Origin of the sequence: Streptomyces sp. SID486 (assembly GCF_009865385.1) — a bacterium.
Taxonomy (GTDB): Bacteria; Actinomycetota; Actinomycetes; order Streptomycetales; family Streptomycetaceae; genus Streptomyces.
In genome coordinates, this window is sequence record NZ_WWJT01000212.1 from 11,671 (window position 1) to 36,184 (window position 24,514).

Sequence of the window (24,514 nt, forward strand, 5' to 3'; positions counted from 1 at the left end):
CGTTCTCCCCGAGCCTTCAGGGAGGCGAGCGGTATTCGGCGTACCCGCTACCGGGTCGGTCTACCCGGGATGTCCGGATGTGTTTTCTCGTCCTCGTGGGGCGACCGGACCCGTGCATTCCTGACTCGCCAGGCGCAGGCGTGGAGCCACCCGGTTCGTCACCCTGGGGAGTGCTCGAGACCCTCCGTGCGCACCGACGGGAGACCGGCGGGGTCCCACCTCCACCTGAGCGAGGGTGATCCGGAGAGTCGACGCAGGCGCCGCACCTGGAGGAGTTCCTCATGGCCAAGGCAGTGGGCATCGACCTGGGCACCACCAACTCGGTGATCGCCGTGTGGGAGGGCGGCGAGCCGACCGTCGTGCCCAACAGCGAGGGCAACCGCACGACACCGTCCGTGGTGGCCTTCACCGACACCGGGGAACGTCTGGTGGGCCAGCTGGCCCGGCGCCAGGCGATCCTCAACCCCAAGGGCACCATCTACTCGGCCAAGCGGTTCATCGGCCGGCACTTCGACGAGATCTCCGACGAGGCCAGGGCGGTGGCGTACGACGTCGTCGAGGGCGACGGCGGGGCGGCCCGCTTCAAGGTGCGCGACAAGCTGTACGCGCCTGAGGAGATCAGCGCGCAGGTGCTGCGCAAACTCGCCGACGACGCCTCCAAGCAGCTGGGGGAGCGGGTCACGGAGGCGGTCATCACGGTGCCCGCCTACTTCAACGACGCTCAGCGCACCGCCACCAAGGACGCCGGACGGATCGCCGGACTGGAGGTGCTGCGGATCATCAACGAGCCGACGGCGGCCGCCCTCGCGTACGGCATGGACAAGAAGGAGCACGAGACCGTCCTCGTCTTCGACCTGGGCGGCGGCACCTTCGACGTGAGCATCCTCGACGTCGGCGACGGCGTGGTGGAGGTGCGCTCCACCGCCGGTGACAGCCACCTGGGCGGCGACGACTTCGACCGGCGTCTGGTGGACCACCTGGCGGACGACTTCCAGAAGGAGAACGGCATCGACCTGCGCAAGGACCCGCAGGCGCTGCAACGACTCTTCGAGGCGGCGGAGAAGGCCAAGACCGAGCTCAGTTCGGTGACGCAGACGCAGGTCAGCCTGCCGTTCATCACCGCTGACGCCTCCGGCCCCAAGCACCTCACCGACTCGATCATGCGGTCCACGTTCGAGCAGATCACCGGGGACCTGGTGGAGCGTTGTCTGGGACCGGTCCAGCAGGCCATGGCCGACGCCAAGGTCGGCGAGAGCGACATCGACGAGGTCATCCTCGTCGGCGGTTCCACCCGCATCCCCGCCGTCCAGGCTCTGGTCCGCAGGCTGACCGGCGGCAAGGAACCCAACATGAGCGTCAACCCCGACGAGGTCGTGGCCCTGGGCGCCGCGATCCAGGCCGGGGTGCTCAAGGGAGAGGTGAAGGACGTCCTGCTGCTCGACGTCACGCCCCTGTCGCTGGGCGTGGAGACGCGCGGCGGCGTGATGACGAAGATCATCGAGCGGAACACCACCATCCCCGTGCGCCGCAGCGAGACCTTCTCCACCGCCGAGGACAACCAGCCGGCCGTCGACGTGGTGGTCCTCCAGGGCGAGCGCGAGCGGGCCGCCGACAACCGGGTGCTGGGCCGGTTCCAGCTCACCGACATCCGGCCGGCACCGCGCGGCGAGCCACAGATCGAGGTCACCTTCGACATCGACGCCAACGGCATCCTCAACGTCAAGGCCCGCGACCGGGACACCGGCAAGGAACAGGGCATCACCATCAGCGAGAGCTCCAACCTGGACCGCGGTGAGGTCGACCGCATGGTCCAGGAGGCCGAGCGCAACCAGGGCCAGGACCAGGCACTCCGCGAGGCCGTCGACGCCCGCAACGAACTCGACGCCGTCGCCTACCAGGTCGAGAAGCGCCTCGCCGAACTGGGTGACGCGGCGCCCGCCCACGAGAAGGCACGCGCCGAGATGCTCGTGTCCGACGCCCGGGCGGCGGTCAAGGAAGAGGCGGGCGTGGAGCGCGTGCGGCCGCTGGCCTCCGAACTCCAGCAGGTACTCGCCGGACTGACGGCCCATCAGGGCGCCGCCGCAGGGGGTGGTCCCGGCCAGGACGCCGCCACCGGCGGTCCCACGGGTGGCGGTGGCGGTGACGATGATGTCATCGACGCCGAGTTCGACAAGAGCTGAGGCGCACCATGCCCACCCATCCCCAGGAACCCGGCCGGGCCGCGTCGGATCCGGGCGTACGGGTCCCGGAAGGCGCCGGGCCTCCTCCCCGCGGGGATCTGCCCCGACCGGACCCGCCCCGGCCCGAAGCGGCGAACGGCGAACCGGGACCCGATGCCGCCGGCTCCGCGCCTGCCGAGGACGAACACACGACCGCGATCCGGGAACTGGAGGACCGCTGGCGGCGCGCACTCGCCGACCTCGACAACCTGCGCAAGCGCCACGCCAGGGAACTGGAGCGCGAACGGGCGGCCGAGCGGTCCCGCACGGCGGCCGCCTTCCTGCCCGTCCTCGACAACCTCGAACTCGCCCTGACCCACGCCGGCGCCGATCCGGGCGCGGTCGTGGAGGGCATCCGGGCCGTACGCGACCAGGCGGTGAACGTCCTCGAACTGCTCGGCTACCCGCGGCATGCGGAGACCGGCGTCGCCTTCGACCCGGCCCGGCACGAGGTGGTCGGCGTCGTCCAGGACCCCGGCGCCCCACCGGGCACCGTCGTCGAGGTGCTGCGCCCCGGTTACGGGGACGGCGAACGGCAGCTCAGGCCCGCCGCCGTGACGGTCGCGAAGCGGGAGTGACCGGTCATGGCACGGGACTTCTACGAGGTGCTGGGCGTGTCGCGGACCGCGAGCCAGGACGAGATCCAGCAGGCGTATCGCAGACTCGCCCGCAGGCACCACCCGGACGTCAACAAGGACCCCGGGGCGGAGGAGCGTTTCAAGGACCTCAACGAGGCGTACAGCGTCCTGTCCGATCCCAAGTCCCGGGCTCGCTACGACCGCTTCGGCGAGGATTTCCGGAAGATCCCGGAGGACTTCGACGAACGGGTCGCGGCGGGAGCGGGCGGCGGCTTCCGCGGTCGGAGGACCGCGGGCGGGGGCGGTCCTCGCGTCCGGTACGCCACCGGCTTCGGAGACGACTTCGGCGCGGAGGGCATCGACATCGAGGACCTGCTCGGCTCCATGTTCGGAGCCGGCGCCGCCCGAGGCGGCGTCCCCGGCGCGGACCAGGAGGCGGAACTGCCGCTCACCGTCGAGGAGGCGTACCGGGGCGGCCGTCGCACCGTCACCCTCGCCGGTCCCACCGGGCAGCCGCGGCGGTACGAGGTCGACGTGCCGCCGGGCGTCACCGACGGGCAGCGCATCCGGCTGGCGGGCGAGGGTGGCCAGGGCAGTGGTGACGCCGCCGCCGGCGACCTCTACCTGCGGGTGCGTGTCCAGCCCGACCCCCGGTTGCGGCTGGACGGCCGGGACGTGCACGTCCAGGTCCCGGTCACCCCGTGGGAGGCGGCCCTGGGCGCGACCGTGCCGGTGCCCACGCCCGGCGGCGGCACGGCGAAGGTCACGGTGCCCGCGGGCTCGTCCAGCGGCCGGCGGCTGCGGCTGCGCGGCGAGGGCATGCCGAACCCGCGGGGCGCGAACGGCGACCTGTACGCCGAACTCCGCGTCATGGTGCCGCCCACCCTCGGCGACCGGGAGCGCGAACTGTTCGAGGAGCTCGCCGCCACTTCCTCGTTCGACCCCAGGAGGACGCGATGAACGACCGACCCGCGGGAGCGGCAGGCATCGGCCGGGCCGGCGCGGGCGCCCGTCCGGTACGAACGGGCACCGACATCACCGCCTCGACGGCCGTCCGGTACGCGCTCGTCCCCGTCCCCAGGCTCTCCCTGGCCGCCGTGGCCCTTCGCTCGGGCCTCCACCCCGACCTGATCCGCCGGTTCGTCGCCCTCGGCCTGGTCGACGCCGAACGCGACGCCGAGGGGCGACTGGTGTTCGACCCCACGGCCCCGGCGGTTCTCGCCCGTGTCCAGCGGCTGCGCACCGGACTCTGCCTCAACTACGCATCCATCGGCCTGGTGCTCGACCTGCTCGACCGCATCAGCCTGCTCGAAGCCGCCCTGCGCGGCCGCGGCACGAGGAGTGAAACACCCCCATGGACATGAACCGTCTCACCCAGAAGTCCCAGGAAGCCCTCCAGGAGGCCCAGAGCGCGGCCGTCGGCATGGGGCAGACCGAGGTCGACGGGGAACACCTGCTGCTCGCACTTCTCGATCAGGAGGACGGTCTGATCCCGCGGTTGCTGCGACAGGCCGGCACCCAGCCGGAGGAGCTGCGCGCGGCCGTGCGCGAGGAACTCTCCCGCCGCCCGAAGGTCACCGGTCCCGGCGCGGCACCCGGCCAGGTCTTCGTCACCCAGCGCCTGTCCCGCCTGCTCGACGCCGCCGAGCGGGAGGCCAGACGCCTCAAGGACGAGTACGTGTCCGTGGAGCACCTCCTGCTCGCCCTGGCCGAGGAGGGCTCGGCGACCGCCGCCGGACGCCTGCTCAAGGAGCACGGCGTGACCCGGGATTCGTTCCTGAGCGCGCTCACCCAGGTCCGCGGCAACCAGCGCGTCACCTCCGCCAACCCCGAAGTGGCCTACGAGGCTCTGGAGAAGTACGGCCGCGACCTGGTCCTCGAGGCCCGGTCCGGGCGGCTGGACCCGGTCATCGGCCGTGACGCGGAGATCCGCCGCGTCACCCAGATCCTCAGCCGCAAGACCAAGAACAACCCCGTCCTCATCGGCGATCCCGGCGTCGGCAAGACCGCCATCGTCGAGGGCCTGGCCCAGCGCATCGTCCGCGGCGACGTCCCCGAGGGCCTGCGCGACAAGACGGTGTTCGCTCTCGACATGGGCTCCCTGGTCGCCGGCGCCAAGTACCGCGGCGAGTTCGAGGAACGCCTCAAGGCCGTGCTGTCCGAGGTGAAGGCCGCCCAGGGGCGCATCCTGCTCTTCGTCGACGAACTCCACACCGTCGTCGGCGCGGGTGCCGCCGAAGGGGCCATGGACGCGGGCAACATGCTCAAGCCGATGCTCGCCCGCGGCGAACTCCACATGATCGGCGCCACCACCCTCGACGAGTACCGCAAGCACATCGAGAAGGACGCCGCCCTCGAACGCCGCTTCCAGCAGGTGCTGGTCGACGAACCGAGCGTGGAGGACACCATCTCCATCCTGCGCGGGCTGCGCGAACGCCTGGAGGTCTTCCACGGCGTGAAGATCCAGGACACCGCGCTGGTCTCCGCGGCCACCCTCAGCCACCGCTACATCACCGACCGGTTCCTGCCCGACAAGGCCATCGACCTCGTCGACGAGGCGTGCGCCCGGCTGCGTACCGAGATCGACTCGATGCCCGCCGAACTCGACGAGATCACCCGCCGCGTCACCCGCCTGGAGATCGAGGAGGCGGCCCTGTCCAAGGAGACCGACGCCGCCAGCAGGACCCGCCTGGAGGAACTGCGCAGGGAACTGGCCGACCTGCGCGGCGAGGCCGACGCCAAGCACGCCCAGTGGGAGGCCGAACGGCAGGCCATCCGCCGCGTGCAGGAACTGCGCCAGGAACTGGAGCAGGTCCGCCTCGAAGCGGAGGAGGCCGAACGCGCCTACGACCTCAACCGCGCCGCCGAACTCCGCTACGGCCGCCTCCAGGACCTGGAGCGCCGGCTGATGGCGGAGGAGGAGCAACTGGCCGCCAAACAGGGGCAGAGCCGGCTGCTGCGCGAGGTCGTCACCGAGGAGGAGATCGCCGAGATCGTCGCAGCCTGGACCGGCATCCCCGTCGCCCGCCTCCAGGAGGGCGAACGCGAGAAACTGCTGCGCCTCGACGAGATCCTGCGCGAGCGCGTCATCGGCCAGGACGAGGCCGTCAAGCTCGTCGCCGACGCCATCATCCGCGCCCGCTCCGGCATCCGCGACCCGCGCCGCCCCATCGGCTCGTTCATCTTCCTCGGCCCCACCGGCGTCGGGAAGACCGAGCTGGCCAAGACCCTCGCGGCGGCCCTGTTCGACTCCGAGGAGAACATGGTCCGCCTCGACATGAGTGAGTACCAGGAGCGGCACACCGTCAGCCGGCTCATGGGCGCACCACCCGGATACGTCGGCTACGAGGAAGGCGGCCAGCTCACCGAGGCCGTACGCCGCAAGCCGTACTCGGTGGTGCTGTTCGACGAGATCGAGAAGGCCCACACCGATGTCTTCAACACCCTGCTGCAGGTCCTCGACGACGGCCGCATCACCGACTCCCAGGGCCGCACCGTCGACTTCCGCAACACCGTGATCATCATGACCTCCAACATCGGCTCCGAGCACCTCCTCGACGGCGCCACCGCCGAGGGTGAGATCAAGCCGGACGCCCGCGCCCTGGTGATGGGCGAGCTGCGCGGGCACTTCCGCCCGGAGTTCCTCAACCGCGTCGACGACATCGTGCTGTTCAAGCCGCTCGGTGAGCGGCAGATCGAGCGGATCGTGGAGCTGCAGTTCGACGAACTGCGCCGCCGCCTCGCCGAACGCCGCATCACCGTCGAACTCACCGAAGCAGCCCGCGAGCTGATCGCCCACCAGGGCTACGACCCGGTGTACGGGGCCCGTCCGCTGCGCCGCTACATCTCCCACGAGGTCGAGACGATGGTCGGCCGCGCCCTGCTGCGCGGTGACGTCCAGGACGGCGCGACGGTCCGCGTCGACGCCGAACACGGAGAGCTGGTGGTCACCTACGACCAGCCCGAGGACGTGAAGGGAGCGCGGGCGGCATGAGCACGACGCGGGCGACGACCGTCAGTTGTCCCCACTGCGGGCGCACCAACCGGGTGCCCGTGGCCGCGGAAGGCCGCCCCAAGTGCGGCCACTGCAAGCAGCCCCTACCGTGGATGGTGGACGCGGGCGACGACGACTTCACCGAGGTCGCCGAGCGGGCCGACGTCCCCGTCGTGGTCGACCTGTGGGCCACCTGGTGCGGCCCCTGCCGCATGGTCAGCCCCGCACTGGAGAAGGTCGCCACCGATCTCGCCGGCCGGATCAAACTCGTCAAGGTCGACGTCGACAGGAATCCGCGACTGTCACGGCGTTTCGAGGTCCAGGCCGTACCGACACTGCTGATCCTCGACCAGGGAGAGACGGTCGCCCGGCAGGCGGGGGCGGCGCCCGCCCCCGCTCTGCGCCAGTGGGTGGAACAATCGATCACCGCCCGGAAAGGGTGATCCGGATGACCCTGCACGCAGATCCCCACCTCGCGCTAGTCCGGCCGGTCCAGCCGCTGACCCCGGAAGGGTGTCAGGAGTGTCTGCTGCTCGGCTCCCCGTGGGTCCACCTGAGGCTCTGCCTGACCTGCGGGCACGTCGGCTGCTGCGACTCCTCGCCGAACAAGCACGCGCACAAGCACGCGGCTGCCGTCGCCCATCCGATCGTGCAGTCGTTCCAGCCCGGTGAGGAATGGCGCTGGTGCTACGTCCACGAGGCGTTCGTCTGATGTCCGGCGACCGGTCGCTGCCGGGCGAAGAACCGGTGCCGGAGAAAGCGGACGAGGCCGCCTTCCGGGAGACCCCGGACATCTACGGCGCGTATCCGCGCCTCACGGAGGACCAGACCGCACGTCTGGCGGAGCACGGGCGACGCCGGACCATGGCTCCGAACGACGTGCTGATCCGGGAGGGGGAGCGCTGCGAGACGTTCTTCGTCGTCCTCAGCGGTACCGTCGCCGTCGTCGAGGGCTACGGCACTCCCGAGGAACACGTGCTGCGCGTCCACGGCCCCGGTCGCTTCATCGGTGAACTCGGCCTGCTGTACGGACAAGTGGCCTTCTACACCGCTGTCGCCAGGGAGCCGGGCGAGGTCCTTGTCGTCTCCCTGGACCAGTTGCGTCACCTCGTGTCCCAGGACCCCACCATCGGGGACATCGTGCTGCGCGCCTGTCTGTGCCGTCGCGCGCTGCTCGTCGGACAGGGCGCCGGCTTCCGCATCATCGGCTCGCGCTACTCGCCCGACACCAGGCGGCTGCGCGAGTTCGCCGTCCGCAACCGGCTGCCGCACCGCTGGATCGACCTGGAGACCGACGAGGAGGCCGAGGAGCTGCTGCGCCGCTTCGGCGTCGGCCCGGCGGACACCCCACTCGTCATCTGGCGCGACACCACCCTGTTGCGCAACCCCAGCAACGCGGAACTGGCCCGGCTCATCGGCCTGCCGTCACTGCCCGCCGCAGACCGTCACGGTGACGTCCTGATCGTCGGCTCCGGACCCGCCGGCCTCGCTGCCGCGGTGTACGCCGCCTCCGAGGGCCTGAGCGCCACGGTGGTGGAGGCGATGGCCACCGGCGGCCAGGCCGGCACGTCGTCCCGCATCGAGAACCTGCTCGGCTTCCCATCCGGCATCTCCGGCGCCGAACTCACCGAACGCGCCGTCCTCCAGGCCGACAAGTTCGGCGCCAGGATCAGCCTTCCGCTGGAGGCGACCGGCCTGCACCCCAAGGACGACGACCACTACGTCGTGACGTTCTCCGACGGCAGCGAGATCGCCGCCCGCGCCGTCGTCCTGGCCATGGGCGCCCGCTACCGCCGGCTCCGGGTGCCCGGCATCGAACGCCTGGAGGGAACGAGCGTGCACTACTCGGCGAGCCTCTACGAGGCCCAGCAGTGCCGCGACGACCCGGTGGCCGTCGTCGGCGGAGGCAACTCGGCAGGCCAGGCGGTGTTGTTCCTCGCCGGGTACGCGCCGAAGGTGCACCTGCTGGTCCGGGGAGCCGGCCTTGAGGCCAACATGTCCCGCTACCTGATCGACCAGGTCGAGCGCCATCCACGGGTGGAGGTCATGCTGCACACCGAGGTCACCGAGGTCATCGGCCAGGAAGTGCTGGAGGAGCTCGACGTGGTCGACAATCGCACGGGCGGGCACCGCCGGCTCGCGGTACGGACCCTGTTCGTCTTCACCGGCGCCGACCCCCACACCGAGTGGCTCGCCGGCACCATCGCCCTCGACTCCCGCGGCTTCGTCCTCACCGGGCCGGAGGCCCAGGAAGCCTGCGCCCAGCCCGAGGTGTGGCACGGCCGAGGGCGTTCGTGCACGACCCTGGAGACCAGCCTGCCCGGGGTCTTCGCGGTGGGGGACGTCCGTAGCGGCTCGGTCAAGCGGGTGGCCTCCGCGGCCGGGGAGGGCGCGATGGCCATCCACTTCGTGCACCGGCACCTGGGGCACTCGGCCGTACCCGGCACCACGGGCACGTCGGCTGTCGCCGGCCACTCGGACGTCGCCCCGCGCATACGCCACAAGGAATCCGCATGGTTCGCATGACGAAGGGCGGACGACGAGAGCACGGCGGCGCCGCTCGTCCTCGCCAAGGCGGCTCACGGCCCGTCCGGCCCGGCGTTCGCCCTGCCCGGCTCGCACGGAAGGCGGCCGGGGAGCCTGCTCGCAGAGTGAAGCGACGTCCCTGACGGGCATCGGCTCCGACGCGTGCCGGTGTACAGTGGCCAGCGCCCTTGACCTGCACAAAGCAGGCAGGGAGCCGTCTTACAGGAGTCCAAAGTGCTGCGTACTCTGTTCAAGTCCAAGATCCACCGCGCCACCGTCACCCAGGCCGACCTGCACTACGTGGGATCCGTGACGATCGACGCCGATCTGCTCGAGGCCGCCGACCTGCTGCCCGGGGAACTGGTGCACATCGTCGACATCACCAACGGCGCCCGCCTGGAGACGTACGTCATCGAAGGCGAACGCGGCTCCGGAGTCGTGGGGATCAACGGGGCCGCGGCCCACCTCGTCCATCCCGGCGACCTGGTGATCATCATCAGCTACGCTCAGGTGACCGACGCGGAGGCGCGCGAGCTGCGGCCCCGGGTCGTGCACGTCGACGCCGGCAACAGGATCGTGTCCCTCGGTGCCGACCCGGCCGAGCCGGTCCCCGGCTCGGACCAGCGGCGCAGCCCGCACGCCCTGGGGGCGTGACCGCCGACGGCCCCTGGGCGGACCGCACGATGCAGCCGCCCCCCGTCCCGGGCGGACCGTCGACCGGACGGACCCGGACGGACCGTTGACCGGACCGACCCGAGCGGGCCGTCGGCCGACCCCGGCCCGGACCGGCCCCGAGCGGGCCGTCGGCCGGGCCGGGCCGGGCTGTGGATCAACGGCCGGAACGCGCTGCGGGCGGTCGGCTCAAGGCGTCGGCTGCCATCCGCCCGGGTGCGTCCGCCGATGCCGTCGGGTGAGTGGCCGTGCGGCTGTCGGGTAGGCGGGGGAGTAGTCCGGAGCCGACACCGTGTGACACCCCGGAGGACATGATGACCAGTCCGCACCCCGACCCGGTACCGCCCGCCCCGCAGCCCGGCCCGGGTCCGACCCCGCCGGATCCCTACCCTTCCCCGGTCCCGCCGCCCGAGCCGGCTCCGCAGCCGACTCCGCCGGCACCGGGCCCCGACCCGACGCCCCAGCCGGCACCCCCGGCCCCCGGCCCACCGGAACCGTCTCCGTCCCCCATCCCCCCGGGCCCGGAACCCGTACCGAGCCCGGAACCGGGCCCGCCCCTCAGCTGAGCCCACGCCCGCCGGGCGGCAGTGCGCCCCACCATGACCACGGGGCCACGGACGCACCGCGACCCCGCACCCCGCCCGGCGAGAGCGCCCCGTCAGGGGCGCGGGGAACTGCGCGTTCAGCCACGGCGAGGCCCGCACTCGCGCACCGCCGAGCCCCCCGCCTCGTTGGGCGCCCGGCGCTGCCGGTTCACCGGGGAACCCAGCCGGACGAGAGCGCCCCGTCGGGGGCGGGGGGAACTGCGCGTTCAGCCAGGGCGAGCCCGCACTCGCGCACCGCCGAGCCTCTCGCCTCGTTGGGCGCCCGGCGCTGCCGGTTCACCGGGGAAGCCGGCCGGGCGTCAGCGCCCCGTCAGGGGCGCGGGGAACTGCGCGCTCAGCCACGGCACACCCGCACCCGCACACCAACTGGCCCGCCGCACCCCGCCCCGGCTCCACCCCGGCCCCATCCCGGCCCCATCCGCCAGGCTACGCAGAGACCTCACTCCGGTCCCCGCCCCACAGCGTGTGGAACGTACCGTCGCGGTCCACCCTCCGGTACGTGTGCGCCCCGAAGAAGTCCCGCTGCCCCTGCGTGAGCGCCGCGGGCAACCGCTCCGCCCGCAGCGCGTCGTAGTACGCCAGCGCCGCCGCGAACCCGGGCGTCGGCACTCCCTGCCGTACCGCCGCCACCACGACCTCCCGCCAGTCGTCCTGCGCGGCGGCGATCTCCCGGGCGAACGTCTCGTCGGACAGCAGGCTCGGCAGGTCGGCCCGGGCGTCGTACGCGGCGCGGATACGGTCCAGGAAGGCCGCCCGGATGATGCAGCCCCCGCGCCAGATCGCGGAGACGGCCCCCAGGTCGATGTCCCAGTCGTACTCCTCGCTGCCCGCCGCGAGCTCGTGGAAGCCCTGCGTGTACGACACGATCTTGGACGCGTACAGCGCCTGCTCCACCCGGTCGGCGAAGGCCGCCGCCTCCGACTCGCTCAGCGCGGACGCCGTCGGCCCGGCCAGCCCGCGCGAAGCCTCCCGCAGCGCCGCGTGGCCCGACAGGGAGCGGGCGAAGACCGCCTCGGCGATGCCGGACACCGGAACGCCCAGGTCCAGCGCGATCTGGACGGTCCAGCGGCCGGTGCCCTTCTGCTCGGCCTGGTCCACCACCACGTCCACGAACGGCTTGCCGGTCGCCTCGTCCACGTGGGACAGCACCTCGGCGGTGATCTCGATCAGGTAGGAGTCCAGCCGGCCGGTGTTCCAGGTGCGGAAGATCTCCGCGATCTGCCCCGGCGTGTACCCGGCGACATCGCGCAGCAGCTGGTACGCCTCACCGATCAGCTGCATGTCGGCGTACTCGATGCCGTTGTGGACCATCTTCACGAAGTGCCCGGCACCGTCGGGACCGCAGTGCGTGACGCAGGGCGCACCGTCCGCCGCCTTCGCGGAGATCTTCTCCAGCATCGGGCCCAGCGACTCGTACGACTCCTTCGAGCCGCCCGGCATGATGCTCGGGCCGTGCAGTGCGCCCTCCTCGCCGCCGGAGACGCCGGTGCCGACGAAGTGGATCCCGCGCTCGCGCAGCTTCCGCTCCCGGCGCCGGGTGTCCGCGAAGTGCGCGTTGCCGCCGTCGATGATCACGTCACCGGGCTCCAGCAGCGGCGCGAACTCCTCGATCACCGCGTCCGTCGGCTCGCCCGCCTTGACCATGATCATCAGCCGGCGCGGCCGTTCCAGCGCCGCCACGAACTCCTCGGCGGTCTCGGCCGCGATGAAGTCACCCTCCTGCCCGAACTCCTCCACCAGGGCCTTCGTCCGGGAGACCGTACGGTTGTGCACGGCGACCGTGTAGCCGTTGCGGGCGAAGTTCCGGGCGAGATTGCGGCCCATGACCGCGAGGCCCGTGACGCCGATCTGCGCTGAAGTGCTCATACCGCCTGCTCCCTGGTTGCCTCGACACTACGGCTCCGTCAGTACGGGTCCCTGCCCATCCTGACGTGCCGCTACGGCGAGCGCACATCCGGCCCGCCACGCATGTGTACGCAGCGGAGCCGCCTTCCGCCTCAGCCGTCGCCCGCCCGGCTCAAGCAGGGTCCGTTTACGGCCACTTGACGAATGCGAGAGGCCGGTTGCCGTCTTGTCATGGCCTGTTCGCCGCGCTTACTTTTGCCGCTCCTGACGCATGCCGAGGGGATTTCGGACATGGCCGTACGCGGCCGGCACCGCCGGTACCAGCCGAACAGGATCAACCGCGCCTCACTCACCGTCACGGCGAGCGGCGCCGGCCTCGCGATGCCGCTGGTCGCCGCCGGCACCGCGCACGCCGCCGACGCGGCCACCTGGAACAAGGTCGCCGCCTGCGAATCCAGCGGCAACTGGAGCATCAACACCGGCAACGGCTTCTACGGCGGACTCCAGTTCACCCAGTCCACCTGGGAGGCGTACGGCGGCTCCCGCTACGCCGCCCGCGCCGATCTGGCCGGGCGCGCCGAGCAGATCGCCGTCGCCGAGAAGGTCCTGGACGGTCAGGGACCGGGCGCCTGGCCCGTGTGCTCGGTGCAGGCCGGTCTGAGCCGGGGCGGGGGTGGCCCCGAGGTGCACACCGACTCGACGGCCACGCGTCCCGCGCACACCGCCACCACGAAACACACCGCCACCACGAAATCCGGCAACCGGAAGTCCACTTCCGTCAAGGACGTGCAGCCGCAGACCACCCCGCAGTCCCGCGCGGGCCGGGCCGAGATGTACACCGTGGTGCACGGCGACACCCTCTCCGGCATCGCCGGCGAACACCGGGTGGCGGGCGGTTGGCGCGCGCTGTACGCCGGTAACCGCACGACGATCGGCGCCGACCCCGACCTGATCGTCCCGGGGCAGCGGCTCGGCCTGAGCGGCACCCACACCGCACCCGCGCCGTCCAAGCCACCGAAGAGGAGAGCACCTTCGGAGCACCGCACCGCGCACCCCGGCACGCACCACACCCCGCCCCCGACCCGGCACACGCTGGTCGCGCCGGTGACCGCCTCCGTCGGCACCGGCTACCGCGTGGCGGGCTCCCACTGGTCGAAGGGCTACCACACCGGCGTCGACTTCCTCGTGGGGACCGGCACCTCCGTGAAGGCGGTGGCGGCCGGGCACGTGGTGGCCGCGGGCTGGGGCGGCTCGTACGGCTACCAGGTGGTGCTGCGGCACTCCGACGGCCGCTACACCCAGTACGCCCACCTGTCCGCCATCTCCGTGCGGGCCGGCCAGAGCGTCACGGCGGGCCAGCGCATCGGCCGCTCCGGCTCCACCGGAAACGTCACGGGCCCGCATCTGCACTTCGAGGTGCGGACGGGGCCCGGCTTCGGCTCGGACATCGACCCGCTCGCCTATCTGCGGGCGGGAGGCGTCAGGATCTGACGCGGGCCCGGGAACGGGCGCGGGCCCGTTCCCGCTGCCGCCCCAGCACCGGCAGCGGGCCGAAGACCCCCGCGGAGAGCAGGGCGTACGACGGGAGGAGCACCTGCCCGGCCGGCGGCGCACCGCCGTCACCGGCCGCCCCGCTTCCCGCGGGGCCCGGTACGAGCAGCTCGTGCAGGACCGGTTCGCCCGGACCGGCCCCGCTCCCGACGAGCCCGGCCCCGGCCGTTTCGACGAGCCCGGTTCCGGTCGTCCCGACGAGTCCGGCCCCCGTCGTCCCGACGAGCCCGGCCTCCGTCGTCCCGACGAGCCCGGCCCCCGTCGTCCCGACGAGCCCGGCACGGTCCGTCCCGGTGCGGCCGGCCCCGCGCCGCCGCCGCGGCACCCGGAGGTGCGTCGAGCAACCACCCGCCGCAGGGACACCCACCACGGGACCACTCGCCGCAGGGGCACCTACGACGGGACCACCCGCCGCAGGGGCAGCCATCACAGGGGCCCCCATCGCGGAGCCCTCCGCCACCGGGGCCCCCACGACGGGACCACCCGCCGCAGGGGCAGCCATCACAGGGGCCCCCATCGCGGAACCCTCCACCACCGGGGCACCCACCACGGAGCCACCCACCACGGAGCCACCCACCACCGGGGCCCCCAGCACGGGGCCACCCATCACGCGGGCACGCGCCCCCCGGCCCCCCGTCGGCCTCACGGTCTCCGTCGCAGGCGTCTGCTCCAGCCGTTCCGAGGTCAGCATGATGAGGCCGCCCGCCGCCACCACCCCGCAGCCCAGGGCGAGGACGGTGCCCGTGCCGCCGTGGCGGAACGTCTCCCCGAACATCAGGATGCCGACCGCAGCGGCCAGCATCGGATTGACCACGGTCGCCGTGGCCAGCGGGGCGGCGAGGCCGCCGCCCCGGTAGGAGGCCTGGGACAGCAGGACGCCGGCGACCGTGAACAGGGCGATCACCGCGAGGGAGGGCAGCTCGGCCGGGTCGAGGCCGCGGGACCAGTCCACGGCGACTGTCTTGGTGAACACCGACGACATGCCGAACGCGATGCCGGAGGCGGTGGCGAGCAGCACGCTGCGCACCGCCGGATGCCGGTGCGCGGTCAGGCCCGCGCACATCAGCGCCACCACCGCCCCGCCCGTGACCAGCGCGACCACCAGCCGCTGGGCCGGCGCCAGGGAGTGCGCGGAGGAGGAACCGACCAGCGACAGCAGACCGGCGAGGCCCGCCGTGGCCATGAGCGCGCCGCGCCAGGCGGTCCGGCCGGCCCGGCGGCCGACGAAGAGCGCCGCCATCGGCAGCGCGAAGACTATGGTCAGCGCGCCGAGCGGCTGGACCAGGCTGAGCGGCCCGCACGCCAGCGCCACGACGTGCAGCACACCGCCGAGACCGTTGAGCGCGAGTGCGCCCCACCAGCCCGGCCGGCGCAGCGGCAGACAGGCGCTGCCGGGCGAGGACACCGCGACCTGCTCCTGTGTGATCGCTCCGCCCGCGTAGGCCAGGGCGGAGACGACCGACAGGAGCACGGACAACGCCAGGGCGCTCATCGGTGTCTCCTCTGGGTGCGGCGGGCGTCCTGGGCCCGGCGCTGCGTACGGTCGGCTTCCATGGCCAACACTCTGCCTGCCCAGGGTCGTTGCGTCGTCGTCCCTGAGCACGCAATGCGTCCTACTGCCGATGGAGTACACCGGCCGGGTGATCATCCCCAGGAGGGGTGACTGCGGGTGGACACCCGCCCGTCCGGCCCGTCCGGGCGCCTGGTAGTAGTGCCTGTCGTGGACCTCGACCCCGAACTCGCCGCACTGCGCCCCCTGGGCGGATTCTTCGTCCTGCGCACGATGTCCGGCACGGCCCCGGCCCCGGACGGCGGCGGTCCGTGGCGGCTGCCGACCCTCGCGGAGGGCTACGGAGGCGTCACGTCGGACGGCCACGCCGATCCGGTGGCGCTGCGGGTCGACACCGTGGCGGACCGGCTGCGGACCGCCGAGGTCCGGGTCGCCGCCTCCATAGCGCAGCAGGGGCTCGCCGCCCGGCTGTGGTCGGCGGCCGTGGGCTGTGCCGTCCTGTACGGCCGGCTGCCCGACCTGGACCCGCGCCTGCTGCGCTGGGACACCCGCGCCGCCGCCCCGGACGACCTGTGGCTCACCGGACTGCGTCCGCTGCCCGGGGACGCGGCCGGCCTCGCCGAGGCCGTGCTGCACGGCCATCTGGAGCCCCTGACAGCGGCCCTGCGGGACCGCTACGGTGTCGCGGCCGGCCTGCTGTGGGGCAACGCGGGCTCCGCGCTCGCCGCGACCGGCCGGGAGCTGAGCCGCTGGGCCCGCGCCCACGGCCGTACCGACGTGGCGGCCCGCGCCCGCGCCCTCACCGGCGAACTCCTCGCCCACCCCCTGCTGAAGGCCACCGGCACCCGTACCGGCACGGCGTTCCGGCGCCGCAGCTGCTGCCTCTACTACCGGGTGCCCGGCGGCGGACTGTGCGGCGACTGCTGCTTCACCCGCCCGCCGCACTCTTCCCCGGGCACCGCATCTGGGTGACCATGGGAGAACCTGCCGGCGAGACCAGGGGGTTGACGGGTGCGAGTGGGACTGCTGACCCGGGAGTACCCCCCGGACGTGTACGGCGGCGCGGGTGTCCACGTGGAGTTCCTGGCCCGCGAGCTGACCTCCCTGGTGGACCTGGAGGTGCACTGCTGGGGCGAGGGCCGCGGGGCCGGTGTGGTACGCCACCGCCCCTGGTCCGCCCTGGACGGCTCCAACGACGCGCTGCGTACCTTCTCCGTGGACCTCGCCGTCGCCGCCGCCCTCGAAGGCCGCGACCTCGTCCACTCCCACACCTGGTACGCCAATCTCGCCGGCCATGTCGCCAAGCTGCTGTACGGCGTGCCGCACGTGGTCACCGCCCACTCGCTGGAGCCGCTGCGCCCCTGGAAGGCCGAGCAGCTCGGCGGCGGGTACGCCCTGTCGAGCTGGGCCGAGCGCACCGCGATCGAGGCCGCCGACGCGGTGATCGCCGTCTCGGGCGCCATGCGGGAGGACGTCCTCGCCTGCTACCCGGCGCTGGACCCGGCCCGCGTCCACGTCGTCCACAACGGTATCGACACCCGGCTCTACCGCCCCGCCCACGGCACCGACGCCCTCACCCGGCACGGCATCGACCCCACGCGGCCGTACGTCCTGTTCGTCGGCCGGATCACCCGGCAGAAGGGCGTGCCCCATCTGCTGCGCGCGGTACGGGACATCGACCCCGGCGCCCAGGTCGTGCTCTGCGCGGGCGCGCCCGACACCCCGGAGATCGACCGGGAGTTCCAGGAGCTGTTCGAGGAACTACGCCGGGTCCGGGCGGGCGTGTTCTGGATCCCGCAGATGCTCCCGCGCCCCGAGGTGGTCCAACTCCTCACCCACGCGGCCGTGTTCGTCTGCCCCTCGGTGTACGAGCCGCTCGGCATCGTCAACCTGGAGGCGATGGCCTGCGGCACGCCCGTGGTGGCGTCCCGGGTGGGCGGCATCCCCGAGGTCGTGGCGGACGGCCGTACCGGCCTCCTGGTCGACGCGGACGACGGTTTCGAGGCGGGTCTCGCCCGGGCCCTGGACACCGTCCTCGCCGACCCGGAGGCGGCCCGGCGGATGGGGGAGGCCGGACGGGCGCGCGCGGTGGGCGAGTTCGGCTGGGACGCGGTGGCCCGCCGTACCGCGGGGCTGTACCGGGAGATGCTCGGGCAGGCTTAGTCCGGCCCGCTCGGGGCATCCATGGTGGAACCAGGGGTGAGGGGAGCGGCCATGCGTCGTGGAGGGCCTTCGGTACTCGGGATCGTGCTGGCGGGCGGGGAGGGCAAGCGCCTGATGCCGCTCACCGCTGACCGCGCCAAACCCGCGGTCACCTTCGGCGGGACGTACCGGCTCGTCGACTTCGTCCTCTCCAACCTCGTCAACGCCGACGTGCTGCGGATCTGTGTGCTGACCCAGTACAAGTCGCACTCGCTGGACCGGCACATCACCACCACCTGGCGGATGTCCAGTCTGCTCGGCAACTACGTCACCCCTGTCCCGGCCCAGCAGCGCCTCGGCCCGCGCTGGTACCTGGGCAGCGCCGACGCGATCCTGCAGTCCCTGAACCTCGTGTACGACGAACAGCCCGAGTACGTCGCCGTGTTCGGCGCCGACCACGTCTACCGGATGGATCCCCGGCAGATGCTCGCGCAGCACATCGAGGGCGGCGCGGGCGTGACCGTGGCCGGCATCCGGGTGCCGCGCGCGGAGTCCTCGTCGTTCGGAGTGATCACGCCGGGTTCGGACGGCCGCACCGTCGAGCGCTTCCTGGAGAAGCCCACGCACCCGCCGGGCCTGCCGGACGACCCCGAGTGCGTGTTCGCCTCCATGGGCAACTACGTCTTCACCACGAAGGCCCTCGTGGAGGCGTTGCACCGGGACGCCGAGGACGAGCAGTCCGCGCACGACATGGGTGGCTCGATCCTGCCCCAACTGACCGCGCGCGGCGAGGCCCAGCTGTACGACTTCAGTGACAACCACGTGCCCGGGGAGACCAGCCGCGACCAGGGCTACTGGCGGGACGTGGGGACCCTGGACGCCTACCACGAGGCGCACATGGACCTGATCGCCGAGCGCCCGGCGTTCAACCTCTACAACCGCCAGTGGCCGATCTACACCCACTCGGGCCAGCTCTCCCCGGCCCGCTTCAACGCGGGCGGCATGGCGAGCGAGTCCATCATCAGCGCGGGCTGCCTGATCCGCGGTCAGGTCAGCCGGTCGGTGCTCTCCCCGGGTGTCCGGGTCGACCCCGGCGCGGTCGTGCAGGGTTCGGTCCTGCACGACAACGTCCGCATCGGCCGCGGGGCGGTGGTCCGCGGCGCGGTCCTGGACAAGAACGTGGAGGTGCCACCGGGCGCCACGATCGGCGTCAACCCGGAGCGGGACGCCGAGCTGTACACCGTCTCCAAGGGCGGCGTGATCGCGCTGGGGAAGGGCCGGCGGGTGTCCTGACCGACGCTTCGTCAAGGCTCTCCGGCGCGACGCGTCACGCGCCGATTTCGCGGAATGCCCGGGTTCGCGGCGTCCGGCCCTCAGGATGCAGGCAACGATGTCCAACCTGCGGAGGTCATCCGACATGAGAGGGACCCGGCGCACGCGGCTGTGTCTGGCCGGGGTGATGGCAGCGTCGGCGCTGATCACCGCCCCCGCCGCACGGGCCGCCGAGCGGGCCGACGGCCACCTCGCCGACCTGGTGAACCCGTTCATCGGGAGCCAGAACGAGGGCAACACCTTCCCCGGCGCCGCCGTGCCCTTCGGCATGGTGCAGCTCTCCCCGGACACCGGGCACAGCACCGGCTACGACTACACGCAGAACCGTATCCGCGGCTTCTCCCTGGTCCATCTCTCCGGCGTCGGCTGCCGTATCGGCGGTGATCTGCCGGTGCTGCCCACCACCGGTGACGTCACCCGGACGGACTACGCCCAGTACGCGGCGGCCTTCTCGCACGACGACGAGGAGGCGAGCCCCGGCTACTACCGTGTCGGCCTCGCCTCCGGCATCCGCGCCGAACTGACCGCGACCGCCCGCACCGGAGTGCAGCGCTACACCTTTCCGGCCACCGGCAAGGCCAACGTCCTGCTGAACGCGGCCCAGTCGCTGCACAAGGCGGTGAGCAGCACGGTGGAGGTCCTGGACGACCGCACCGTGCGCACCGAGATCACCGGCCACGGCTTCTGCCGGGACACCGGCCCGTACACCGTCTACACGATCACCCGCTTCAGCCGGCCGTTCACGGCCCACGGCACCTGGGACGGCAGTACCGTCACCCCCGGTGCCCGCAGCGGGTCCGGCGGCGCCTACGTCCGCTTCGACACCACCCGGGACCGCACCGTCGAGGCGACCACCGCGCTGTCGTACGTGGACGCGCGCGGCGCCGCGACCAACCTGCGCGCCGAGGGCGGCCGGTCGTTCGACGCCGTGCGCGAGCGTGCCCGCGCGCAGTGGGAGCGCCGGCTCGCCGGGGTCCGGGTGCGGGGCGGCACGCCCACGCTGCGCCGGACCTTCTACTCCTCGCTGTACCGGTCCTTCCTCGCGCCCAACGTCGGCGGCGACGCCGACGGCCGCTACTTCGGCTGGGACCGCCGCACGCACCGCGCCCGGGGCTTCACCTACTACCAGAACTGGTCGCTGTGGGACACCTACCGCACCCAGGCCCAGCTCCTCGCGCTGCTCGCGCCGCGCGAGGCCCGGGACATGGCGCGGTCGGTGGTCGCCGTCGACGAGGACGGCGGATGGCTGCCCAAGTGGGGTTACGGACCGGTCGAGACGAACATCATGAGCGGCGACCCCGTCACCCCGTTCCTGACCACCGCCTACCAGCTGGGACTGCTCAAGGGCTTCGAGGAGCGGGCCTACCGGGCGCTGCGCAAGAACGCCGACGGCGTGCCCCCGGCGGAGTACCCGGGCATCGGCCGCGAGGCCAACGCCGAGTACCTCGCCGACGGTTTCGCGCCGTACGTGAAGGGCCGGCCGTACGCCAAGGCGGGCGACTCCGACTACCACCACGGCGCCTCCGTCACCCTGGAGTACGCGCTCGCCGACGCGATGCTCGCCCAGATGGCCCGCGGCCTCGGACACCACGAGGACGCGGCCCGCTACGCCGCCCGCTCGCGGAACTACCGCAACGTCTTCGACCCCACGACCGGCTTCTTCCGGGCCCGCGACACCACCGGCGCCTTCACCGGCCCCGCCGACCCGGCCCGCGCCACCGGCTTCCACGAGGGCACGGCCTGGCAGTACCAGTGGCTCGTCCCGCAGGACGTACCGGGCATGGTCGGGCTGATCGGCGGCAAGCGCGCCGCCAACGACCGGCTGGACGCCTTCTTCGCCTACGACCGGCTGCTCGCCGACCCGGAGCGCACCGCCCGCGAGGTGTGGGTGCACGGCGACCCGTACGCCTACTACAACGCGGCGGTGTACAACCCGATGAACGAGCCGGACCTCATCGCGCCCTACACCTACCTCTCCACCGGTCAGCCCTGGAAGACCACGGACGTGGTGCACGCCGCCCTCACCCTGTTCACCGACGGTCCCACCGGCATGACCGGCAACGACGACCTCGGCACCATGTCCGCCTGGAACGTGCTGTCGTCGATCGGGCTGTTCCCGGTCCAGCCCGGCTACGACACCTGGGGCCTGACCACCCCGGTCTTCGACCGTGTCGAGCTGGCCCTGGACCGCCGCTACTGGCCGGGCGGCGCCCTGACGGTGACCGCGCCCGGCACCTCGGCCGCCGACCGTTACGTGCAGTCCGTACGCACCGACGGGACACCGCACGGCCGGACGTACCTGACCACCGCCGCGCTGCGCTCGCTGCGCACCCTCGCCTTCACGGTCGGCCCGCACCCGTCGGAGTGGGGTACGTCACCCCAAGCGGCGCCGCCCGCTCTGAGGTGACCTCAGCCGCCTCCCCGGCCCCGCCGCTCCCACCGGCGGCGGGGCTTAACCTGACGTTAACTATGCGTAGCCTGATCGTACTTGACCGTAATCCCCTGCCGGGGATTGACTGCTGAGGCAGCCGTCGCCCACGCGTGAGGCAAACCCTTGACTTCCGACCTGCTCGCTCCCCTCGACCTGGCCTTCTGGAACATGGAGTCCGACCGGCACCCCATGCACCTCGGCGCGCTCGGTGTCTTCGCCGCGCACTCGCCGACCGCCGGGGCGCACGCGGCCGACCTGCTCGCCGCCCGCGCCGCCGCCGTGCCCGGACTGCGCCTGCGCATCCGCGACCTCTGGCAGCCGCTCGCCTTCGGCGGCGCGGCCCGCGAGAGCGACCCGGACTTCGACCCCCTCGACCACGTCCGGCTGCACGCGCCGACCGACGACTTCCACGCCGTCGCCGGCCGGCTGATGGAACGCCCGCTGGAACGCGGCCGGCCGCCGTGGGAGGCCCATGTGCTGCCCGGCGAGGACGGGGTGTCCTTCGCGGTGCTCTTCAAGTTCCACCACGCCCTCGCCGACGGGCTGCGCGCGCTGAAGCTGGCCGCCGGCATCCTGGACCCCGTCGACCTGCCCGAACGCGCACCCCGCCCCGTCGAGCCGCCCCGCGGCCTGCTGTCCGACGTGCGCCGGCTGCCCGCGCGGGTCCCCGGGCTGGTCAGGGACGCGCTGTCCGACGCCGGCCGGGCCCTGGACATCGGCGCCTCGCTCGCCCGCTCCACCCTCGGGATGCGCCCGTGCGCCGCCCTCACCTCCACGCCGAGCGGCACCCGCCGCACCGCCGGGGTCGTCCTCGACATCGACGACGTCCACCGGGTGCGCAAGAGCGCGGGCGGCACCGTGAACGACGTGCTCATCGCGGTGGTCGCCGGCGCCCTGCGCCGCTGGCTGGAAGAACGCGGCGACGGCACCGAGAAAGTCGCGCCGCGCGCCCTGATCCCCGTCTCCCGGCGCCGCCCGGGCACCGCCCAGACACAGGGCAACCGGCTCTCCGGCTATCTGATACGGCTCCCGGTGCACGAGCCCGACCCGCTCGGCCGCCTGCACACGGTGCGCACCGCGATGGTCCGCAACAAGGACGCCGGCGCCGACCGGGGCGCGGGCGCGGTCGCGCTGCTCGCCGACCACGTCCCGGCCCTCGGCCACCGGCTCGGCGGACCGCTGGTCGGCCAGGCCGCCCGGCTGTGGTTCGACATCCTGGTCACCAGCGTGCCGCTGCCCGGCCTCGGGCTCCGGCTCGGCGGCCACCAGCTGACCGAGGTGTTCCCGCTGGCCCCGCTCGCGCCCGGCCAGGCACTGGCGGTCGCGATCTCGACCTACCGCGGGCACGTGCACTACGGCCTCGTGGCCGACGCCCGGGCCGTGCCCGACCTGGACCGATTCGCACACGCGGTCTCGGCGGAGGTGGAGACGCTGCTGTCGGTGTGCGATCACTGAGGCGCCGCCGGGCGCCCCGCGGGGGCGGGGCCCGGGGGAGCGGTTTGGTTCCCGGGCCCGGCGCTCCGTAAAATCCGCTGTTCGAAGGCGGGCGCGAGTCGGAGCGCTGCGCGGGTGATCAGGGAAGCGGCAGCGCGATGACGGTGACAGAGGACGGCTCGGCGTCCATGGACGAGGTGGTCTACGGGCCCGGGATCGACCCCGAGCGGCTGGCCGTCTGCCTGAGCGTGCTGGACGAACTCGACCGGATCGAGGTCGACCACCCCGACGCGATCGCGGTGCGCCGGGCCACCTCGGCCATCTACCGCACGGTCAAGCAGCGCCGCCGCCAGGAGCGCCGGGCCGCCAAGACCGCGCACGACCGCACGGTCACGGAGGCCACCGCCACCGGCTCCGCCGAGCGCATCGACGACGAGACCGAGGGCATCCTGCCCTCATCCAAGATCGGCGAGGGCCGGATCGCGGGCATACTCCAGCGCCCCCGCTCCTGCTACGTCTGCAAGCAGCGCTACGTCGAGGTCGACTACTTCTACCACCAGCTCTGCCAGAAGTGCGCCGCCGAGAACCGTGCCAGGCGGGACGCCCGCGCGGACCTCACCGGCAAGCGCGCCCTGCTCACCGGTGGCCGGGCCAAGATCGGCATGTACATCGCGCTGCGCCTGCTGCGCGACGGCGCGCACACGACGATCACGACGCGGTTCCCCAAGGACGCCATCCGCCGCTTCAGGGCGATGGAGGACTCGGCGGACTGGATGCACCGGCTGGAGGTCGTCGGCATCGACCTGCGCGACCCGGCCCAGGCCGTCGCGCTGGCCGACCAGGTGGCCGAGGCGGGCCCGCTGGACATCCTGATCAACAACGCCACCCAGACCGTACGCCGGCTGCCCTCCGCCTACGCCGCGCTCGTCGAGGGCGAGAGCGCCCCGCTGCCGGCCGGCGAGCTGCCCGCCCACCACGTCATCGGCGCCTTCAACTCCGGCGCGGTCGGTGAGCTCGGCGCCGCCGCCGCGCTGCCCGCCGGCGTGAGCGGCCTCGACGCGCAGCAGGTCTCCGACCTCGCGCTGGTCGCCGGCAACGCCAGCGTCGCCCGGCACCTCGACGGCACCGCCATCGACGCGGGCGGCCTGCTGCCGGACGTCGTCGACACCAACACCTGGGTGCAGACGATCGAGCAGATCTCCCCGGTGGAGCTGCTGGAAACCCAGCTGTGCAACTACACGGCGCCGTTCATCCTGATCAGCAAGCTCCGCCCGGCCATGGCCGACGCGGCGGCGAAATCGGCGAGCGGGCGGGCGTACATCGTGAACGTCTCGGCCATGGAGGGCGTCTTCAGCCGCGGCTACAAGGGCGCGGGCCACCCGAACACCAATGCCGCCAAGGCCGCGATGAACATGGTGACGCGGACCAGCGGCGAGGAGATGTTCCAGACCGACCGCATCCTGATGACGTCGGTCGACACCGGCTGGATCACCGACGAACGCCCGCACTACGACAAGCTGCGCCTGGCGGAGGCCGGTTTCCACGCCCCCCTCGACCTGGTCGACGGTGCCGCCCGTGTCTACGACCCCATCGTGCGCGGAGAGGCCGGCGAGGATCTGTACGGGGTCTTCCTGAAGGACTACGCGCCCGGCAAGTGGTGACGCGCGGCGACCGA

General features: G+C 72.8%; 17 protein-coding genes and 1 pseudogene. 16 read left to right on the forward strand and 2 right to left on the reverse strand.

Annotated elements, in window-relative coordinates:
- Nucleotides 1-281 precede the first annotated feature (281 nt).
- The 9 genes from dnaK (at nt 282) to panD (ending at nt 9,971) form a co-directional block, all read left to right on the forward strand.
- Nucleotides 282-2,180, forward strand: coding sequence for a molecular chaperone DnaK (dnaK, locus tag GT045_RS10610; RefSeq protein ID WP_161333993.1), 1,899 nt, complete (start codon nt 282-284; stop codon nt 2,178-2,180).
- A gap of 8 nt (nt 2,181-2,188) precedes the next feature.
- Nucleotides 2,189-2,797: a nucleotide exchange factor GrpE gene (locus GT045_RS10615; RefSeq protein WP_161295957.1), complete on the forward strand. Its 609-nt coding sequence runs from the start codon at nt 2,189-2,191 to the stop codon at nt 2,795-2,797.
- A gap of 6 nt (nt 2,798-2,803) precedes the next feature.
- Nucleotides 2,804-3,757 carry a J domain-containing protein gene (locus tag GT045_RS10620; protein WP_161333994.1) on the forward strand — a complete coding sequence of 318 codons (954 nt, stop codon included), beginning with the start codon at nt 2,804-2,806 and terminating at the stop codon, nt 3,755-3,757.
- The gene (locus tag GT045_RS10625; RefSeq protein ID WP_161295961.1) at nt 3,754-4,161 is read left to right on the forward strand and encodes a chaperone modulator CbpM; all 408 of its coding nucleotides are present in this window, start codon (nt 3,754-3,756) and stop codon (nt 4,159-4,161) included. Before GT045_RS10620 ends, GT045_RS10625 begins: the two co-directional genes overlap by 4 nt.
- Nucleotides 4,152-6,791 (forward strand): ATP-dependent chaperone ClpB, encoded by a 2,640-nt coding sequence (gene clpB / locus GT045_RS10630; RefSeq protein WP_161333995.1) that lies wholly within the window; start codon nt 4,152-4,154, stop codon nt 6,789-6,791. Before GT045_RS10625 ends, clpB begins: the two co-directional genes overlap by 10 nt.
- Nucleotides 6,788-7,234: a thioredoxin gene (gene trxA / locus GT045_RS10635; RefSeq protein WP_161333996.1), complete on the forward strand. Its 447-nt coding sequence runs from the start codon at nt 6,788-6,790 to the stop codon at nt 7,232-7,234. The genes clpB and trxA overlap by 4 nt, the downstream gene beginning before the upstream one ends.
- 5 nt (nt 7,235-7,239) lie before the next feature.
- Complete coding sequence (locus GT045_RS10640; RefSeq protein WP_161295967.1) at nt 7,240-7,503, forward strand: UBP-type zinc finger domain-containing protein; 264 nt, start codon at nt 7,240-7,242, stop codon at nt 7,501-7,503.
- Nucleotides 7,503-9,317 carry an FAD-dependent oxidoreductase gene (locus GT045_RS10645; protein ID WP_161333997.1) on the forward strand — a complete coding sequence of 605 codons (1,815 nt, stop codon included), beginning with the start codon at nt 7,503-7,505 and terminating at the stop codon, nt 9,315-9,317. The genes GT045_RS10640 and GT045_RS10645 overlap by 1 nt, the downstream gene beginning before the upstream one ends.
- 234 nt (nt 9,318-9,551) lie before the next feature.
- The gene (panD, locus tag GT045_RS10650) at nt 9,552-9,971 is read left to right on the forward strand and encodes an aspartate 1-decarboxylase (protein ID WP_161333998.1); all 420 of its coding nucleotides are present in this window, start codon (nt 9,552-9,554) and stop codon (nt 9,969-9,971) included.
- Between the two features lie 1,049 nt (nt 9,972-11,020).
- Here the strand turns inward: panD and gndA are convergent.
- Nucleotides 11,021-12,460, reverse strand: coding sequence for an NADP-dependent phosphogluconate dehydrogenase (gene gndA, locus GT045_RS10655; protein WP_161333999.1), 1,440 nt, complete (start codon nt 12,458-12,460; stop codon nt 11,021-11,023).
- Between the two features lie 270 nt (nt 12,461-12,730).
- Between gndA and GT045_RS10660 the strand changes: the two genes are divergently transcribed.
- Nucleotides 12,731-13,930 carry a transglycosylase family protein gene (locus tag GT045_RS10660; protein WP_161334000.1) on the forward strand — a complete coding sequence of 400 codons (1,200 nt, stop codon included), beginning with the start codon at nt 12,731-12,733 and terminating at the stop codon, nt 13,928-13,930.
- Between the two features lie 730 nt (nt 13,931-14,660).
- Here GT045_RS10660 and GT045_RS39590 read toward each other — a convergent pair.
- A pseudogene (locus GT045_RS39590) lies at nt 14,661-15,482 on the reverse strand (DMT family transporter); the annotation flags it as partial.
- 228 nt (nt 15,483-15,710) lie between these two features.
- On the opposite strand from GT045_RS39590, the gene GT045_RS10670 reads away from it, so the two are divergent.
- The 6 genes from GT045_RS10670 (at nt 15,711) to GT045_RS10700 (ending at nt 24,500) form a co-directional block, all read left to right on the forward strand.
- Nucleotides 15,711-16,472: a (2Fe-2S)-binding protein gene (locus tag GT045_RS10670; RefSeq protein ID WP_161334001.1), complete on the forward strand. Its 762-nt coding sequence runs from the start codon at nt 15,711-15,713 to the stop codon at nt 16,470-16,472.
- Nucleotides 16,473-16,517: 45 nt separating this feature from the next.
- Complete coding sequence (gene glgA, locus GT045_RS10675) at nt 16,518-17,663, forward strand: glycogen synthase (RefSeq protein WP_345942606.1); 1,146 nt, start codon at nt 16,518-16,520, stop codon at nt 17,661-17,663.
- 51 nt (nt 17,664-17,714) lie between these two features.
- Nucleotides 17,715-18,935: a glucose-1-phosphate adenylyltransferase gene (gene glgC / locus GT045_RS10680; protein ID WP_161298331.1), complete on the forward strand. Its 1,221-nt coding sequence runs from the start codon at nt 17,715-17,717 to the stop codon at nt 18,933-18,935.
- A gap of 124 nt (nt 18,936-19,059) precedes the next feature.
- A complete protein-coding gene (locus tag GT045_RS10685) occupies nt 19,060-21,381 on the forward strand; it encodes a GH92 family glycosyl hydrolase (protein ID WP_161334003.1) in 2,322 nt (773 codons plus the stop codon).
- Nucleotides 21,382-21,528: 147 nt separating this feature from the next.
- A complete protein-coding gene (locus GT045_RS10695) occupies nt 21,529-22,860 on the forward strand; it encodes a wax ester/triacylglycerol synthase family O-acyltransferase (protein WP_161334004.1) in 1,332 nt (443 codons plus the stop codon).
- A gap of 137 nt (nt 22,861-22,997) precedes the next feature.
- Nucleotides 22,998-24,500 carry an SDR family NAD(P)-dependent oxidoreductase gene (locus GT045_RS10700; RefSeq protein ID WP_161289902.1) on the forward strand — a complete coding sequence of 501 codons (1,503 nt, stop codon included), beginning with the start codon at nt 22,998-23,000 and terminating at the stop codon, nt 24,498-24,500.
- The last annotated feature ends 14 nt before the right edge of the window (nt 24,501-24,514 follow it).

Bases quoted from the DNA above. Each gene is read 5' to 3' on its own strand.
- GT045_RS10685 (WP_161334003.1), top strand. From the start codon at position 19,060: ATGAGAGGGACCCGGCGCACGCGGCTGTGTCTGGCCGGGGTGATGGCA.
- GT045_RS10615 (WP_161295957.1), top strand. From the start codon at position 2,189: ATGCCCACCCATCCCCAGGAACCCGGCCGGGCCGCGTCGGATCCGGGC.
- GT045_RS10700 (WP_161289902.1), top strand. From the start codon at position 22,998: ATGACGGTGACAGAGGACGGCTCGGCGTCCATGGACGAGGTGGTCTAC.
- GT045_RS10620 (WP_161333994.1), top strand. From the start codon at position 2,804: ATGGCACGGGACTTCTACGAGGTGCTGGGCGTGTCGCGGACCGCGAGC.
- GT045_RS10660 (WP_161334000.1), top strand. From the start codon at position 12,731: ATGGCCGTACGCGGCCGGCACCGCCGGTACCAGCCGAACAGGATCAAC.
- GT045_RS10625 (WP_161295961.1), top strand. From the start codon at position 3,754: ATGAACGACCGACCCGCGGGAGCGGCAGGCATCGGCCGGGCCGGCGCG.
- gndA (WP_161333999.1), bottom strand. From the start codon at position 12,460: ATGAGCACTTCAGCGCAGATCGGCGTCACGGGCCTCGCGGTCATGGGC.
- dnaK (WP_161333993.1), top strand. From the start codon at position 282: ATGGCCAAGGCAGTGGGCATCGACCTGGGCACCACCAACTCGGTGATC.
- GT045_RS10640 (WP_161295967.1), top strand. From the start codon at position 7,240: ATGACCCTGCACGCAGATCCCCACCTCGCGCTAGTCCGGCCGGTCCAG.
- GT045_RS10645 (WP_161333997.1), top strand. From the start codon at position 7,503: ATGTCCGGCGACCGGTCGCTGCCGGGCGAAGAACCGGTGCCGGAGAAA.
- trxA (WP_161333996.1), top strand. From the start codon at position 6,788: ATGAGCACGACGCGGGCGACGACCGTCAGTTGTCCCCACTGCGGGCGC.
- clpB (WP_161333995.1), top strand. From the start codon at position 4,152: ATGGACATGAACCGTCTCACCCAGAAGTCCCAGGAAGCCCTCCAGGAG.
- glgC (WP_161298331.1), top strand. From the start codon at position 17,715: ATGCGTCGTGGAGGGCCTTCGGTACTCGGGATCGTGCTGGCGGGCGGG.